The sequence below is a fragment of the Salegentibacter sp. BLCTC genome, assembly GCF_015143665.1.
GTDB classification, from domain to species: Bacteria; Bacteroidota; Bacteroidia; order Flavobacteriales; family Flavobacteriaceae; genus Salegentibacter; species Salegentibacter maritimus.
In genome coordinates this window covers 1-17,505 of sequence record NZ_WYEW01000015.1, presented here as the reverse complement: position 1 = coordinate 17,505, position 17,505 = coordinate 1, and the positions used below count along the sequence as shown (strand labels likewise).

Here is a 17,505-nt window from a genome sequence, read left to right as displayed (position 1 = left end):
TAACATCTCATTTAATAGAATTTTAGCATTAATTTAATCTTATTTTATGGAAAAAATTTTATTGAAAGGTAGGACAGTATATATAATTTTAGTACTCTTTCCTTTATTCGTTTTTAGCACCAACATTTTTGCTCAGGATAAACCAAACGAAAAGGCTAATGAGAAAAAAACGCAAGACGAAGCCAATAAAAAGAGTGATTCCATAACTAAAGAAGATAAAGAATTATCCTATCAAAAGTTTCTAAAAGATGGGAACCTTAAGGAAGGACTATTCAATATTTACAATTTAAAAGGCGACTACTATTTCGAAATCCCGGATTCTTTAATTACCAAAGATCTCTTAATAGTAAATAAAGTTTCAAGTGTGCCCTATGCATTAAATGGTCACGGATTAAATAAAGGAATGGCTTTCGAGACTAAACTTATACGGTTTTACAAAGACACCTTACATAATAAATTATGGGTTAAAACTATAAACCCAAGAGTACAATCGCCAAAATCAGATGCCATTACGCGCTCAGTTCAGGCAAACTTCGGAGAATCTATTATAGAAGAGTTTGACATCAAAACGCAAAATACCGACTCTACCTCTTCTTTTATCAAAGTAAATAAGATTTTTAATGGGAAGAAAAAAAGCTTTAGTGATGTCCTAGCCAACACTGGCTTGGGAGGAAGCATTAAAACAGACCTTTCAATTCTAGAAGAAGTCAAGTCCTTTCCTAAAAATATAGTAATAAAGGCACTACTTTCCACTTCCGTAAGTGAAGGTGGAAGCCCAGAGTTACCATTATCAATTGGTGTTACTACAAACATTGTTCTTCTTCCCTCCAAAATTATGAAGCCAAGGTTTGGAGATAAGCGTATTGGCTATTTTTCTACGCCAATGGAATACTATTCTGATATACAACAGCAGGTAGAATCCCGGGACTTAATTACAAGATGGAAATTGGAACCAAAAAAAGAAGATATTGAAAAATATAAAGAAGGAATACTGGTTGAACCTAAGGAGCCTATAGTTTATTATATAGATCCATCTACCCCACCACAATGGATTCCCTATATAAAAAAAGGTGTTCTAAATTGGAATGCTGCATTTGAAAAAGCAGGTTTTAAAAATACAATTCAGGTTAGAATTCCCTCAGAAGAAGATAAAGACTTTGATATAGATGATGTACGGTACTCCGTTATTACTTATGCAGCTTCCGAAAATCAAAATGCAATGGGGCCTTCTATTGTTGATCCACGAAGTGGGCAAATCTTAGAATCAGACATTATATGGTGGCACAACCTTATGAAAGGTTTGCATTCCTGGATACGCGTTCAAACTGGTCCTATCGATCCTGAAGCAAGGCCTAATACTTTTTCAAACGAATTAATGGGAGAGGCAATTCGGTTCGTTTCATCTCACGAAGTGGGTCACACGTTCGGTCTTAAACATAATATGGGTGCCTCATTCAGCTATCCTGTAGATTCCTTAAGATCAAAAAGTTTTACTTCCAAAATGGCGGGAACAGCACCGTCTATAATGGATTATGCTCGGTTTAATTATGTAGCCCAACCGGAAGATAGTGTGACAGCTATTACTCCCGAAATCGGTGTTTATGACAAATACGCTATTGAGTGGGGCTACCGATGGCTTGAAAATAAATCTTCCCATGAAGAAATCCCGATTTTAAATCAGTGGATTCGTAGACACGAAAATGACCCTCAATATTTTTATGGACCACAGCAAGCTGAGGTAGTTGATCCAAGATCTCAAAGTGAAGACCTAGGAGATAATTCAGTAAGAGCCAGCGAATATGGGTTAAAGAATTTAAAGCGAATTGTCCCGAATATTCTTGCCTGGACCAAGGAAGATGGCAAAGATTATTATAAGGCTTCAAAATTATACAAATCCGTAATAGATCAGTGGGATTTATACAATCATCATGTTATGGCTAATATTGGAGGAGTGTATCTCAACAATACTGTTTATGGTGATGGGAAAGACACTTATGAACCTGTACCCGCGACTCTACAAAAAAGCGCTTTAAATTATTTGATTAAAAACGGGATAACACCACAAAAGTGGTTATTTACACCCGAGATTATAGACAAAGTATTTGCAGTACGAGATGCTCCAGATGGAGAACGCTATTACTCTCCTGTTTCCATGTTACGCATTTACCAGACCAATTTAATCTACGACTTATTAGGTACAGACAGGCTTATGAGGATTACAGAAAATGAGATCCTGGTAAATAAGGGTGATAAAGTCTTTACAGAACAATATTTATTTGATGAACTATTTGATGCAATTTTCGAAAATACTAAAAAGGGGAAATCATTAGATATGTTTGAAAGAATCACTCAAAAGAATTACGTGGATGTCTTGACTGTTGACAGAAATAAACTGCTAAAAAAAACAAAAGAAAATGTGCTCTCCCAAAATTCAAAACAATTTAAAAATATCCACTTTTCATACATCCCCCGTGTTTCCGATGTTGCTACGAGTAAAAGAGCTGCACTGGAAGATATTCTAAAATTACTAAAAAAGAAAAAGAAAAGAGGTGACCGCATTACTAGGGCACATTACCGCGACCTTATCTCAAGAATCGAGTATAATTTGAAGAATTAGAAAATGAAGAATCTCCTATACCTATTGATCTTAATTCCAACTTTTCTGGCAGCTCAACAAAACCAAAAACTGGTAAGTGGAACTGTAATCGATGCGACTATGAATATGCCAATTCCAGGAGCTTCGGTATATATTTCCTCTTCCTTGGTTGGAAACCAGGCGAAGCAGGAAGGTGTTCTGGAAGGCGCCATGCTAGGAACCACAACAGATTTTGACGGTAACTTTGAGTTAAAAATCAACGATAATATCAAAACGCTAATGGTTTCTTATATGGGATATGAAACCAAATCAGTGGATGTCTCCAAATCATCTACAGGTTTAAATATTATTCTTGAAGCAAGTTCGGAAAATTTAACTGAGGTACTTATAACCGGTTATCAGAAAATTGAGAAGCGCAAAGCTACTTCCTCCTATTCTACAATTGATGTATCAGAAATTCAGCAAGCAGGAGTACCCACAGTAGATCAGATGCTCACTGGACAACTTCCGGGGGTTCTTGTTCAACCCACCAGTGGTGCGCCCGGTGCACCTTCAAAAATCTCAATTAGAGGAACAGCCACATTAAATGGTTCTTCAGATCCCCTTTGGGTTTTGGATGGTATTCCGCTAGAAGGAGAAGATATTCCGGCTGATTTTCGAGATAAGGACAATATTGACAATTTACAATCCTATCCGATAGCAGGGCTAAACCCTAATGATATTGAAAGCATTACTGTTTTAAAAGATGCAGCGGCCACCTCAATTTATGGTGCGAGAGCAGCAAACGGTGTAATTGTGATTACCAGTAAAAATGGAAAAAAGGGCAAAATGCGTATTAATACCAATGCCAATGTTTTTGTAACGCAAAAACCTGATTATAGCAAATTAAGCCTGATGAATTCTTCCCAAAAGGTAGACTTTGAACTCTTTTTGGCAAGTCGGGAAGATCTTCAATATCAAAAAGAGCGCGGTGATGTTGCCAGAATATTAAATTCTTTTGATGAATACAATACTTTTCAAAGTGACGGTTTTTCGGCTATTTCTCCAGAAGCACAAAACGCCATAAACAACCTAAGAGCTAATAGTACTAATTGGGAGGACCAATTATACCAAATGGCGGTGAACCAACAGTACGGTCTAAGTATTTCAGGAGGTAATGATAAGAACGATTATTATTTTTCTACAGGTATTTTTGATGAAAAGGGCGGAACTATTGGTACCGGCCAGCAGCGATTCAACATTACCTTAAAAAACAACTTTTCTCTAAACGACAAGCTTAAAGTAGGAGTAGCCTTATTTGGAAACCAGAATAAGACTTTTTCCTACATCACTGGTGCAGATTCTTATACAAATCCTGCCTATTATGCCAGGAACGCGAATCCATATCTAAAGCTAACCGATGATGAGGGAAACTATGTCTATGACCCAGATTTGGTGGAACGTTCAGATCTCAACCTTAATTATAATGTTCTTGAAGAGCGCAAAAACACCAGTCACGATTTAGCGGCAAATTCCCTAAAATCAATTTTCAACATAGATTATGAACTAAATAGCGATCTTCATTTCTCTACACAATTAGGTTTACAATTGGATTTCAATAAAACGGAAAAGTTCAGCGACAAAAACAGTTATTATACCCGCAAGTACAGGCAAAGATCTCAATACAGCACTCCAGAGGGTGATAGTTACTACATGCCTGAAGGAGGAATTATTCAGAATTGGAATAAAGAAGCTTTTCAATATAATTGGAAAACAACCGCCAATTACAATACTACCTTCAACAATCTCCATGAACTGGATGTAATGTTAGGCACAGAGTTCAGAAGAAATAAAACAAATCAAATTCATACTAAAGGATTCGGTTTCAACCCTAATACCTTAACAACCGTTCAGATAACCGATGATAGAGCCTTAGACAACTCATTATTTGATCCCTACCAAAAAGGTTCTAATGAGAATGCCTTTACATCGTTTTTCGGTACGGCATCCTATACTTATGATCGAAAGTATACTATTTTCAGCAGTTTAAGATATGACGGCTCTAATCTCTTTGGAGTAAACCCAGAGTTTCGTTATCTGCCAATTTGGTCGCTTGCGGGTTCATGGAAAATAGACGAAGAGAGTTTTATGGCCGATCTGGAGTTTGTAAGCAACCTGAAACTTAGGGGTTCTTACGGGATTCAAGGAAATATAGACAAATCAACATCCCCTTTTGTGTTGGGTAGTTATGGTAATGTCTCAATCTTACCAGGTATGAATGAAGAAATCATTCAAGCCCTGGGAGCTCCGAACCCAGATCTAAGGTGGGAAAAAACAACTTCATCAAACATAGGGCTTGATTTGGGGTTGTTAGATAATCGGATTTATATAACCGGTGATTATTATTACAAAAAAAGTACCGATTTGATAGGGCTGAAAGCGGTGCCCCTGGAGAGTGGGTACAATTTCATCAACACTAACTGGGGCACCATAAGTAATCGCGGTTTCGAACTGGCAATTAATACCATGAATATTACTAATCCAAACTTCAAATGGACTAGCGGCTTCAATATTGCCCATAATAAAAGCGTAGTAGAAGATATAGCAATTAGGAAAGAAAATTTCAAACCCTCATTACAAGGTTATAGCGCAAATGCCATTTTTGCTATTAAGACAGCTGGATTAGATAGTAATGGACTACCAGTGTTCCTAAAGGATGGCAAACAAGTATCTGCCGTAGATTTTTATAATTTAGAACAAGCCACAGACGGCAGCCAGTTAACCCGAGAAGAACATAGGAATCTGTACTCCTATGTTGGTGATGGAGCACCAAAATTTAGTGGAGGTTTCAGAAATACTTTTCAATACAAACAATTTGACCTTAGAATACTTAGCAATTTCAATTTAAAACAAACAGTGCAGGCCACACCAAGCTACTACCCTACTCTAGCACAACCTGGTAATAATTACAGTACCGAAATTTTAAATGCGGGCACTGGTAATTTGCCTGCACTTATTGGCGCTAATTCTCCAGGGTTTAACACAGATTTGGTTTACAACTGGTACAATTCGTACGATGTAGGAAAAACTTACGATAACTTGGACATCTGGGTAAAGGATATTTCTTATATCCGCATTAGCAGTATTAAACTAAGTTATGCTTTTCCAAGAAAACAATTGGAAAGCTTAAAAATATCAGGACTAAGCTTAAATATAGAAGGCCGAAACCTATTAGTCTTCGGAAGCAATTACGATGGTTATTTTGACCCCGAAACATTTGGAAGCCTCTATGCCCAACCAATCCCAAAAGTAATCTCGGGAGGGTTTAACCTTACCTTTTAAAAAAATTTTTATGAAAAAACTAATATACCTTTCTATTACAGTATTACTGTGTTTTTCCTGTAATGATTATTTAGATATAAAGCCGGTAGGCCAGGTCATTCCGACGTCAGTAGAAGACTACAGAAGTTTTTTAACTTCAGCCTATTCAATTACACATCTCAATAAAATATTAACAACTTACAGAGGTGATGAATTACAGATCACTCCAGAAAGCCCCGGGGTAGAGCAATATGAAGATATTTATACTTGGAATGATGAAAATCCAAGTCCATTAACACGACAATTTCCTTATGGTAGCTTTTACAATGTTATTTTTTATTGCAATCATGTTATAGAAAACAAAGATAATATCGAAGGAGATGCTGAGACCATCGATGAGTTGGTGGGTGAAGCTTTTGCTCTTAGAGCTATGCAATATTTTGAACTTGTAAACCTCTATTCTAAACCATTTAATCTTGCTACCGCTGAAGGGGATCCAGCAGTTCCAATTGTTACTAAGTATGAAACCGAAGTAGACTACACAGCAAGCACAGTAAAAGAAATTTATGACTTCATTCTTGAAGATCTAAAAATGGCTGAAAACCTAATTTCTGTAGATAAGCAATCTACAGGTTTTAATTATCGGTTTTCCAGGGTAGCTGTAAAAGCATTTAAAGCCCGTGTCTTTTTATATCTGGGCGAATGGCAGGATGCGATCGAAAACACGGAAGCGGCGTTGACAATAAATTCCGATTTACAAGATTTGAATACTGATATGTCTGCTATGCCCTCGGAATATAATTCAATAGAATCCATACTGGCCTTGGAAACAGTTGCATCTTTTGACATCGCAACGAACGCTACGATTTCTGATGATTTGATCAATTCTTACAATCAATCCTCAGATTTACGTTTTGATCTTTATTTCAAAGAAACTCTCACAGAAAGATACAGAAGTAAAAAAAGCAAGGATAATAAATTCAAGGTTAGCTATAGAACTTCAGAGTTGTATTTAATTAAATCGGAGGCACTTGCCAGGCTGGGTCAAACTGAACTTTCTAAAACGGTATTATTGGAGTTTGCTCAAAACAGGTATACACCAGAAGGATTCGAGTCCTTCAAAACGAATATTCAAGAATTAGACCAAGAAAACCTACTTATTGTTATTTCTGAAGAACGTCGCAGAGAATTCGCTATTGAAGGCCATCGTTGGTATGACTTAAGGCGAACCACTCAACCAGAAATTACAAAGAGATATGATAATCAGACTTATACTTTAGAAAAAAATGATGATAGATATATAGTCCCCATTCCCAATGATGCAATAATAAACAATCCATTTTTATAAAAAAATAAAAATCAATAAGCCGTTGCTATCTTGCGGTTTGCTCTTAAAACGAAAAGATAAAATAACCCTTTAAACAATTACATAATGAAAAAAACGTATTCAATTATTTTAAGCATTTTTGTGGTAGCCATTACGGCAATTTCCTGTTCCAAAGACGATGATTCTACACCTCAATTATCTTCTCTTGCCGAAATCACTGATTTCACGCTAGATTTTGAAGGTATAAGTGCAGATGATATCCACTATGATCTGGGAACTGATATTGCAGTAAGCGTTCCTTTTGGCACTTCTCTATCAGGTGTAATTCCAAGTATTTCAGTTTCACAAAATGCCACAATTTCTCCAGCTTCAGGAGAAGCAATTACTTTTGAAGACGGAGAAGCTAAAACTTTTACCGTAACTGCGGAAGATGGTTCTATAAAAGATTACACGGTTACTATAAATATTCGTGGAGAAGTAGGAAGTGGTTCCAAACTTGAAACTTATACCCTTACTGATATGTTTGGTGAAAACTCTGTTAGTACTTATACATACAATGACGCAAATTTTGTAGAAGAAATCTCAAAAGAAATCAATGATTTTGGTGAAACTTCTAACATTACTTATGCTTTTGAGTACAATGATAAAAACCAAGTTATATCTAAAAGTGTAGATGCCACAGATGAGAAAACAGTTTATACTTACGAAAATAATAAGATCGTAAAAGCTGAGTACACAAAAGAGGGAACTGCCATTTATACTTTCAACTACGAGTATAAAGAAAATGGAGATTTAGCTTCTGAAAAACGGATAGATCATGAGAATGACGATTCTGTTGATGAAATCAAATATGTTATAGAAGATGGGAATGTGGTTGAAGAAGATAGATATGGAGAGGTTTACGTTGCCACGTATGATGAAAAAAACAATCCTTTCATAGGGATGTATCCTACGGCTTACGCAGCAATTAATATAGGAATACAGTCTGTAAACGTGAACAACCCTATCAGTGGGACTCTTGCAGATGATACTATCACTTATGAGTACAATGAAGATGGATATCCGGTTAGCGCTTCGTACACATATTTTGATGGCTTAGCCACGGTAGATAAAACCTTTACTTATTACTCTGAATGAATTAGCCTTTAGTTTTCATTTTGACCATGAAACAAGCACTCTATTAGGGTGCTTGTTTTTTAATATTACCAATGAAAAATTACATCCTATTTCTATTCTTAATTATTTCTTCCTGCAATAGTACTACTTCACAAGTAGAGCCGTTAGCCAAAGGCGAGGAACAATTTTTGAATAGAGAAAACAAAATAATAAATTTATACACCACCGCAGCGGTTCCGCTATTTAACGACTATAAATGCATAAATATTCCTGCCAAATTACAAGTTGATGAAAAGGACTATTCCATCAATGCTGGAGCTGCGATAGATTATATTGAAATAAGTAGGGGGCTTATAAATTTGGAAAGTAGCACAATTCAACTTTTTGTATTAGCACATGAACTTGCTCATATAGCCACACTTAGCCAGGCAAAAAGTTTTGGTCTTCCTGGGGAGATTCCTGCTGGTAAGAGAACTAATGAATATAAAAAAGCAGAATACCTGGCAGATTTAATAGCCTTCCATTTAATCTTAAAACAAAGACCAGAAGATTTTAATTTTTTAAAATCAAACTTTAGTTTTTTAATTAGTTTACTAGGTAATGGAGATTTCACTCATCCATCAGGCCAAGAACGTATAGCATCTATAAAAAAATATATTCTAGAAACCGAAGAGCAAAATATAGATATTGCTTTTAAAAATAGGTTCAACAAAATTTTTTATATGAATTAAAAACACAGCATTAACTCAGTTTTTGATTTTTAAGAAGTATTTATTTTTCATTTGAAAATATTTTTACCATTTCATTTATTGAATCCCTGAATTTAAGGATCCCTATAGATAAAACACTACTCTCAGGCATTCGAACATAGAATAATTGAACAATAAAATAAGTCTTTAGGTTTATTTCTCCCCTGTAAAATACATGTATTATTTTCAATATTTTTTTGAAGTCTTTTTGAACAATATGGTAATCGGTATATAAAATATAAAAGACCAATTTTCACAAACTAGATGGTCAATTTTATTTGAATTGCCTCTAGTACATACAACTCATCTACTCCAAATTATTGATTTCTATAATGCTTAAATTATGCTATTGTGTTTTCTTAAACATTTAAACTCTTTAGAAAACCCCATATCCTTTAATAATTTAACAAAAATTAAACACGGAAATTTATTGCAAATAAAAATAAATAAGGAATTTGCTATAAAACAAATTTTAATTATGGAAAAACTAAACAATTGGGGCGCCATTGCAAAAGAATACGCAGAAAAATTTATTGACTATTTACCAACATTAATCGGAGCCTTAGCTCTTCTTTTTATCGGTCTTTGGGTTATAAATTTGATAGTAAAATATGTCAATAAATTATTTCAAAAAGAAGATTATGATGAAACTTTAGAAAAATTCACACTAACAGCCATTCGATGGGGTTTACGGATTATATTGTTTGTCTTAGTAATCACACAATTAGGTGTAGAAAGCGCCTCACTGGTCGCTGCCCTTGGTGCCGCCGGTTTAGCAATTGGTCTTGCAATGCAAGGATCACTTTCAAATTTAGCAGGGGGAGTTTTATTAATAGTTTTAAAACCATTTAAAGTTGGTGACTGGATAGAGGCTCAGGGAGTTTCAGGTTCTGTAGTAGAAATTTCTTTATTCTACACAAAAATAGATACATTTGGGAATCAGCGTGCTGTAATTCCCAATGGTGAATTAAGTAACGACAATATCATCAACTATAGCTACAATGGCACCAGGAAGGAAAATCTAAGTTTCGGAATTTCTTATGATGATGACCTTAAGAAAGCAAAAGAAGTTTTAAGAAATTTAGTAGAAGAACAAGAAGATGTACTAAAAGATCCAGCACCGCAAATCATCGTTTCTGAACTGGGAGCAGACTCGGTTAACTTTTCGGTACGATATTTCGCTGAAAACAATAAATTTTGGGATCTCCATTGGTATATGATTGAAGAAGGGAAAATAAGACTAGAGGAAGCCGGTATGACAATTCCATATCCGCAAAGAGATGTTTATCTTTACGATCAAACAAAAATGAATGGCACGATTGAAAAAAAGTCAAGAAAAAATGACAACGATTCGGCTAATTAGTTGAGTATGTATTTTTAATATAAAAGAATCAAATAAGCGACACTAGAGGTGTCGCTTATTTATACTTAACCGTACCACTGAAAATAGTGGTTGCTACTTCTTTCTGAAATCATCCTTGATATGTGAATTCAATTACCTAACATGTAATACTCCATTGCAACAATTCGGGTAAAAACTTTATAATTTGATTTTCTTAAGATTTAAAAAATAATCGGAATTCAACTCTATAATTATCTGAATTCTTGAGCGTGCCGCAATATAATTTAAACTAAATTAATGTTTCCCGGGCCTGTCCTAAAATAATTTACTTTTTTCACCTTAAGCATTTTCCTTTTTTGGCGAGATAAAGATCATAGTAGATCAGGATGAACAAGAAATTCTGTAAGTTTCATTTACTTCTTCCAGCGCCATCGCATTACCTTTTGATGCCATTCATCTTCAAGTTTTCAAATTAGAGAGGAGTTATAAATAGCATAGCGGTTTATGCACTCCGGTTAATTTCAAAACTTGTTTTTTAGCAGCAAAAAGTAAGGTGACAAAAAAAGGTTCTAAAAGAAAGTTGTAAAATCCTGATTAATGAATTTTAGTTACTATATGGCGGACTTGAATCAAAAAGCTTAGAAAATCTTCTAATTAGAAAATCGTGTTCATAACTTTTTGGTTCGTGTCCAAGACAAATTAAATTGAACCTCTTTTAATGGAATGAAGCTTCTGCGAAATAGAAGTAAAAGTGGTGAATGCCTGGGAATTTATTGGAAATAATCAGATTCATCTGGAGTTTCTACTAAATCTAGAAACTTTATATCCAATTGTAAAACCGGTCATTTTATGGAAATTGAATTCCACACACAGGAACGGAATGAATAACTATTTTCTATTCAAATCTATTGAAGAATGGATAGCACACACAATAGACTGGGCGAACGGAAATTAGGATATGAAGTAACAATTTTCGAGTATGTTATTAAAATGTTTCAGCCAAAGTATGGTTAATTTGATCTATTCTACTTCCTTTTAACGTATAAACCCGAATTTGTCGCAAATTGGTGCCTATTTTCACAGCTTCCCAAGGCATTTGTCGCAAATTGTATTAATTAAGAAAAACTAATAAAACATAAAAAACTGAAAAACAATTAAATACATCCTAATAACACCGCGCAGCGTGTTATCCTCTTGCTATTCATTTTTATCCGCTTCGCTACTCAAAATGCTCTGGACTAATATGCCTAAAATATTGCGAAATAAATAAGCCCACGCCTTTGTATATGCTAAACTTATTTATCGAATGCAATTTTCAACCCGGTATCTCACGGGTGGTACAGGTACCCTCATCAATGAATTCTATCTACTTATAATTCAATTCCGGTTATATCAGCTGTGATTTATTTTGGTTATCAATTTATAATAATTCCAGTTCCTTTGTTCCTTTAAACTTAAAAGGTTAATAGGGAAGGCTTTGTTGTATATGCTGCTTGCATTTAGTGAGTGCTATTAAGGACCTCACCTTGTGGGTGTACAAGCACCCTCATCAATTAATTTAATCCACTATAAGTTCAATACCAGCTTTTTCGGCCTTGTATTTTATTTTGGTCATCAATTCGTAATAATTCCAGTTCCTTAAAATAAATCCGTCTTCTTTTTTGGCAATTTCCATTTTATCTTCCTGGTTTAATAAAATGAGTGTCCCCGCTTGTTGTTTAATACAAAAATCAATGAGCTTACGGCTATATACATGCAAGCGATTACCTACATAGTTTTTTTCCTTTTCGTGGAATCTATCCACTGCTTTTGTTTTGCGTTTACGACCTTTTCCCGATCTGCAATAAGTAGCACCGTTTTGTGCCCTTTTTAGAGAAGCCTGTATAGCCAACCTTCTATATAGAAATTCTTCTCGACTGCCAATACTAAGTTTTTCTTTACCGGATTTGACTATAATAGGATACTCCATAGATAAAGAAGCTTCTGCAATTATTTCCGGTTTCAGTTTATGCTCCTCTTTCTCAACCTCAAAAACGGCTAACCAATAAATTTTTTGATTTTTAAGTTGAAGTTTAGAGGCGCAAAGTTTGATCTGGCCGGCCACTACCTGTTCCAGTAAGCTTCGTTTATCGGTATAATCTTTTCCTAAATAAGCTTTCAAGGGAACGGAGAATAATCGAAAACAAAAGGTCTTTTTTTCTTCTTTATAACATAAGCGCTGAACACCTCTCGTTCCAAAAGGAACAGCGATATCCCTTCTAAAATTAGCCAGGGAGCGTGCTCCACTCCTATAAGACGATAGGTCATTCCTAAAGCTGCTCATTATATTATTATTCAGGTTGGATAGAATATTGGTAGGGATTTCCCCTTTAAAACGATCGGATACCACCCGGTAGGTGCAGTTGGTTTTTGAAAAATTGAGTATGCCGTCTTCAGCTTTTTTTTCATCCGCCAGCCTATATTTTATTCCTTCCGATAAATAAAAGAATTCCTTAATCATTTCTTGCACGTAGAGATGTGCAATAATGAGATTAGCCGCCCTGTAGCTTCGGTTCTGCCAGCGGTACAGGGTCTCAAGAGCCTCCCTTTTTTCTTCTTTGGTAGGGGCATCCACCTGCAGCTGGATTTTCCGGGTGAGTTTTATCGTTTCTTTTCCCATGACTAAGCCGATTGTTGTTGTTCGTGTTTGAGCTGCATTAGTTTATAGGCCGCCATAAATTCCTTATGAACTTCCTTTTGAGTAAGGTTCAGCTCCCGAGCAATATCCGCAAAGGAATATTGCTTTTCCGTACGCAGCTGTAGCACCTTTTGCTGTTCCCGGGTCATGGTAGCCTGAATCTTTACCGCCAACATCGGTCTTGGTTTAGCTTCAAGCGAACTCCCTTTATTAACAATATTCTTAATATCCTCAATAGCACTTTTTATTTCGGTACTGGTTTTGGTGGAACTGGTTCCCATCACCTGGGCTATGGCCTTATACTGAAAACCGTATTTTAAGCAGAGTTCAATTAGGAGCTTTCTTTCACTACTAAGCAAGGGGAGAACACTCCGAATCCGGTCGAGAGCTTTCTGATCCGCTTCTTGGTCCTTTAGATGCTCATCTATTTCTTCCGGATCATGGCCGTGCATATAATCCTGGTAGTTTCCGAAATAATCTAACCTGGAGACGCTCCGCTGAAACTTGTTCTTGGGCTTGCAATAGTAATAGATACACTCAGTTTTCATCACATAACGAAGGAAAGAGTATATATGTTCCGGTTCTTTTATCCTATCCCTTTTCTTCCATAAAATGAGGAAAGTATCCTGGAGGATGGTTTCTATGACAAATTCATCTCGTATTAATTGTTTCCCTATCCAAAAGAGCCTGCGGTAGTACCTGGCATAGATAAACTCCAAAGCATCAGGATGTCCTTGTTGTAATAATTTAAAGATACGCTGTAACATAAGCAGTCGCTTTTAAGTGGAGGCATTACCTCCAGAATTAAAATGGAAATAGCTAAAGCGAATTCCTACAAGTTGTAAAGAGAAGGTAGCTTTGAAAGTAAGTCGAAAAAGAAAGGGCATGAGACTTAACTTATTGTATCAGAGGTACTGGTATACCATGGAACGACAAGTAAGCTCACGCCCGGGTCGTGAGCATTACCACTTATCATCTCGTTCCTTAAAAATTACCAGTTTTCTGACACAAGATTCAAAGCGAATGCTTCTAATATTTTACTTAAAGAAGTTTCGCAAATATATTAATATGAGATAAATATATAAAAATTATCAAAATGTAGTTTGTATTACCTACATTAATTATGTTAAATTTTATGAGATTGCTGTTTATAAGGGCTCATAAATGAAAGGACATCAAACTTACCTTGAAAAATTTGGAGAAAACGTTCTCAAACGAAGGATTGAGCTAAAACTTAGTTATAGACAGTTGGCACAAAAATGCGATATAGATTTCAGTGCTATTTCAAAAATTGAAAAGGGTCAAAAAAGTTTTGAATTTCAAACTATAATTGAGCTTGCCAAGGGTCTGGAAATTCATCCCAAAGAATTATTTGATTTTGGTTTTTCCCTTGAGAATTTAGAAAAGTAATTTAACCCTTGCCAATTCCATATTTTTTCTTCTCTCTTTACGGTTTTCCGTAATCTCGCACTATTTTAATGTTTTATATTTATCGGAATTGGGTTTATCCCGATAATTTTATGATTAAATAAGTATATTGAGCAAGATATAACGAGTTAGCGGCAAGCAAGAATGACAAACGAACAAATAAAATATTCGATTGAAACAGGTGAAATGAAACTTGGAAATTGGGACAAATTCACCCATTATGGAATAGTTGGTTTTCTATTCTTCATTCCAGCAATGTTCATTTTCTTTCATTTACAAGACTATTTTCAGGGGACACCGAGACCTTTTCGAGAAGGAGAAATATGGTTTATGATTATTCCTTCTATACTTGGACTTTTATTTTATCGACTTCAAAGGAATCGGCTAAAATTTAAATCAATAGACACTAATTTGACTCGTGAAGAATTTGACCCAATAATTGAAAAAGTAGCAAATGAACTTGAGTGGACGCCTTATGTGATTAACAAAAAGATAATAATCGCCAAGACTCACCCAAGTTTCTTTTCGGGAAGTTGGGGTGAACAAATAACAATCCTATTTGACAGAAATAGAATTTTAGTTAACAGCATTTGTGACCCTGACAAGAAAAGTTCTGTTGTATCAATGGGACGGAACAAACAAAATATGGATAGATTAATTGAAGAAATAAAAAAAGCCAGCCGCTAACACTGTATATAGCAAATAGGGCGCTCGGTGGTTTACGAAAGTTAAGTGCTATTTTAAACACCGCCAAATCGTTGATTTGGCTTTAAAAATGAATAAATTAAAAACAAAATACAACGTTTTGGCTCAGTGCAAACTTGAAAGGATATTGCTTTCTACTGCCCTACTTGCCATATACTAAACGTTAGGCACAATTTAACACTTAAATACTAACCTAAAAAGAAGAAAAAGTTATATGAGTGATAATAACACTTTCGTTCTAAACAATGTAATAAATGATCTTTTAGACGCTGATAAAAGTTTAATTAATCCGTTAATGAAATTAAACTATTTCGGACGTCTTACTAAGAACATAGAATTGACAAATTATACAGAAAATGAAATTAATGGATATCCAGCAGATTCAGAAATACCAGAATATAGACTTTTGGGGTCAAGATTATTTGTGGATTTACAAGCGGGATTCCACTCTCATCCTAATAATGAAATTCCATTATCAGTTCTTGATGAAGATTTACAAAATTTCTTTAAAAATATACCCGTTTTTGATAGTATTAGAGAGATTGAGCAGATGAATTCAAATATGAAGGATAATAAGTCACCTGAAGTTCAATTACCAGTTCCTCTTGAGCTTCTGCCAAGAATTCAACCACCAGCCGTAAGATTATACAAGAGTACTGCTAGGCTTCAAATTTCTGGAGCGAGGTTAATTGGAAGTGGACTAAAAATTTTAAGAATTACAGAAAAAGTTCGAACTAATCTTCTAGCATTTTCTATGGAACTTGCAGATAAATTTGGATACGAAATTAAAATAGAAGAATTTAATGAAAAACAAGCTACTAATAATCAAACAATAATAAAGTATATGACTACAAATAACATCAAAAATGCAGGAGACGGTAACGTCATTAATACAGGTGATAAAGCTAAAATAACTGCTAACATCCAAATAAATAAAGGTAATAAGAACGAATTAGCTGATTTTCTTCAAGAAAAAGGAGTTTCAAAAGATGATACAAAGGAACTATTAGAAATTGTAGACAAAGAAGAACCTGACCAGGAAAATAAAAAATTCGGAGAGAAAGTTAATGAATGGATTAAAAAGATGATTGGAAAAGCACTTGAAGGAACTTGGAATGTAGGCGTTGGAGCAGCGGGATCTATTCTTGCGGAAGGGATTGGAGCGTTTTATGGATTCTAGTAAACTGTGCCTAACAACGGCTCATCGCAAATAACGGGCAGTTGACTGAAAATTGCTATTTTACAGATCAATTATTAAAATAACTAATCCGACAAATCCGCGTCCTTACTCCCGCAACTTGCGATAGCCGGGACCGTTATGCATCATCTAATCTGAACAAAAATTATTTTAATTGGAAGAAGAATATTATTTTATTTTTAAAAGCTGGAGTTTAGACAGTAATCAATGGTCTATATTAATTGGTTCAATCGGAGTATTTCTAACATTGATTGGATTTGCAATTGCTTTTAAGCTATATAAAAACCAACGAAATGATAGCGCAAAAGATGCATATGTATTTTTTCAATTATCATTGCCAGATTTAAATAATGCTATTATAGCAACCATCGAAAACCTTGAGAATTTTATAAAAAACTTAGAAAATGACAACTTTTCTAATCCTATGTTATCTGCCTCTCTGAACGATAAGTTTATTAATAAAATAAACATCGTTGATTTAGTTAGATATTATAACCAAGAAAAAAAGAATAAATTAGAGCAATTAAGAGAATTATTGATAGACGCAAATTTCTTTGGAGAATATCATTCTTACTTTACTAATGAAATAAATTATTTTAGGAATAACTACTTAAAAAAAGAGTCACAGTTTTCGAAATGGCAGCTTTTGAGAACTAATAAATTTTTATCTTCAATGGCTGATCAAAACGAATCAGATTTATATAAAAGATTTTATGCCAATTGGACTAGAAATTTGAACCAAGATTCAGAAGTGTTTGAACTAAATGAAAAAGGTGAAGCAATAAAATTGATTAATCGTCCCTTATTATTAAAAAAACATATTACTCCATTAGCTATGGGAATTTTACCTTTTATAGAATATAGCGAAAAGGCTAATGAAATTAATTTAATTTCAAATCAAATTATAGCTGCATATGATGATGTAGCCTTTGTAGCCTTCCCTAAAAATGTAGCCTTCCCTAAAAATAAGACAGTTTAAAATTCGAAATTGTTAATTTTAAAACCGATAAACTGTCCGATGAAAAAAAGTAGATTTACAGAAAGTCAGATCATCAAGATCTTGAAAG

General features: G+C 34.7%; 12 protein-coding genes. 10 read left to right on the top strand and 2 right to left on the bottom strand.

The genetic code is table 11. From position 1 onward, the window contains the following. The first annotated feature begins 46 nt into the window (after positions 1-46). The 6 genes from GUB10_RS15280 to GUB10_RS15255 all read left to right on the top strand — a co-directional run bounded on the left by GUB10_RS15280 (position 47) and on the right by GUB10_RS15255 (position 10,451). Positions 47-2,617, top strand: a complete 2,571-nt coding sequence (locus GUB10_RS15280) for a zinc-dependent metalloprotease (protein ID WP_193712335.1) — start codon at positions 47-49, stop codon at positions 2,615-2,617. A 3-nt stretch (positions 2,618-2,620) separates the two neighbouring features. Then, positions 2,621-5,917, top strand: a complete 3,297-nt coding sequence (locus GUB10_RS15275; protein ID WP_193712334.1) for a SusC/RagA family TonB-linked outer membrane protein — start codon at positions 2,621-2,623, stop codon at positions 5,915-5,917. Positions 5,918-5,927: 10 nt separating this feature from the next. Beyond that, on the top strand, positions 5,928-7,244 hold the full coding sequence (locus GUB10_RS15270; RefSeq protein ID WP_193712333.1) for a RagB/SusD family nutrient uptake outer membrane protein: 1,317 nt from the start codon (positions 5,928-5,930) through the stop codon (positions 7,242-7,244). Between the two features lie 84 nt (positions 7,245-7,328). Beyond that, positions 7,329-8,360, top strand: a complete 1,032-nt coding sequence (locus GUB10_RS15265) for a hypothetical protein (RefSeq protein ID WP_193712332.1) — start codon at positions 7,329-7,331, stop codon at positions 8,358-8,360. A gap of 71 nt (positions 8,361-8,431) precedes the next feature. Next, positions 8,432-9,070: a hypothetical protein gene (locus GUB10_RS15260; RefSeq protein ID WP_193712331.1), complete on the top strand. Its 639-nt coding sequence runs from the start codon at positions 8,432-8,434 to the stop codon at positions 9,068-9,070. A gap of 496 nt (positions 9,071-9,566) precedes the next feature. Then, entirely contained in the window at positions 9,567-10,451 is an 885-nt protein-coding gene (locus GUB10_RS15255; protein ID WP_193712330.1) for a mechanosensitive ion channel family protein, read from the top strand. 1,537 nt (positions 10,452-11,988) lie between these two features. On the opposite strand, the gene GUB10_RS15250 is transcribed toward GUB10_RS15255, so the two are convergent. Together GUB10_RS15250 and GUB10_RS15245 are read right to left on the bottom strand one after the other, a co-directional pair. Further along, positions 11,989-13,089 carry a hypothetical protein gene (locus tag GUB10_RS15250; RefSeq protein ID WP_193712329.1) on the bottom strand — a complete coding sequence of 367 codons (1,101 nt, stop codon included), beginning with the start codon at positions 13,087-13,089 and terminating at the stop codon, positions 11,989-11,991. Between the two features lie 2 nt (positions 13,090-13,091). Then, on the bottom strand, positions 13,092-13,874 hold the full coding sequence (locus GUB10_RS15245) for an RNA polymerase sigma factor (RefSeq protein ID WP_193712328.1): 783 nt from the start codon (positions 13,872-13,874) through the stop codon (positions 13,092-13,094). A 397-nt stretch (positions 13,875-14,271) separates the two neighbouring features. On the opposite strand from GUB10_RS15245, the gene GUB10_RS15240 reads away from it, so the two are divergent. The 4 genes from GUB10_RS15240 (at position 14,272) to GUB10_RS15225 (ending at position 17,417) form a co-directional block, all read left to right on the top strand. After that, positions 14,272-14,517, top strand: coding sequence for a helix-turn-helix domain-containing protein (locus tag GUB10_RS15240; RefSeq protein ID WP_193712327.1), 246 nt, complete (start codon positions 14,272-14,274; stop codon positions 14,515-14,517). 162 nt (positions 14,518-14,679) lie between these two features. Then, positions 14,680-15,222, top strand: a complete 543-nt coding sequence (locus GUB10_RS15235; RefSeq protein WP_193712326.1) for a hypothetical protein — start codon at positions 14,680-14,682, stop codon at positions 15,220-15,222. Positions 15,223-15,454: 232 nt separating this feature from the next. Then, positions 15,455-16,420, top strand: a complete 966-nt coding sequence (locus tag GUB10_RS15230) for a hypothetical protein (RefSeq protein ID WP_193712325.1) — start codon at positions 15,455-15,457, stop codon at positions 16,418-16,420. 172 nt (positions 16,421-16,592) lie between these two features. Beyond that, positions 16,593-17,417, top strand: coding sequence for a hypothetical protein (locus GUB10_RS15225; RefSeq protein WP_193712324.1), 825 nt, complete (start codon positions 16,593-16,595; stop codon positions 17,415-17,417). Positions 17,418-17,505: the final 88 nt, after the last annotated feature.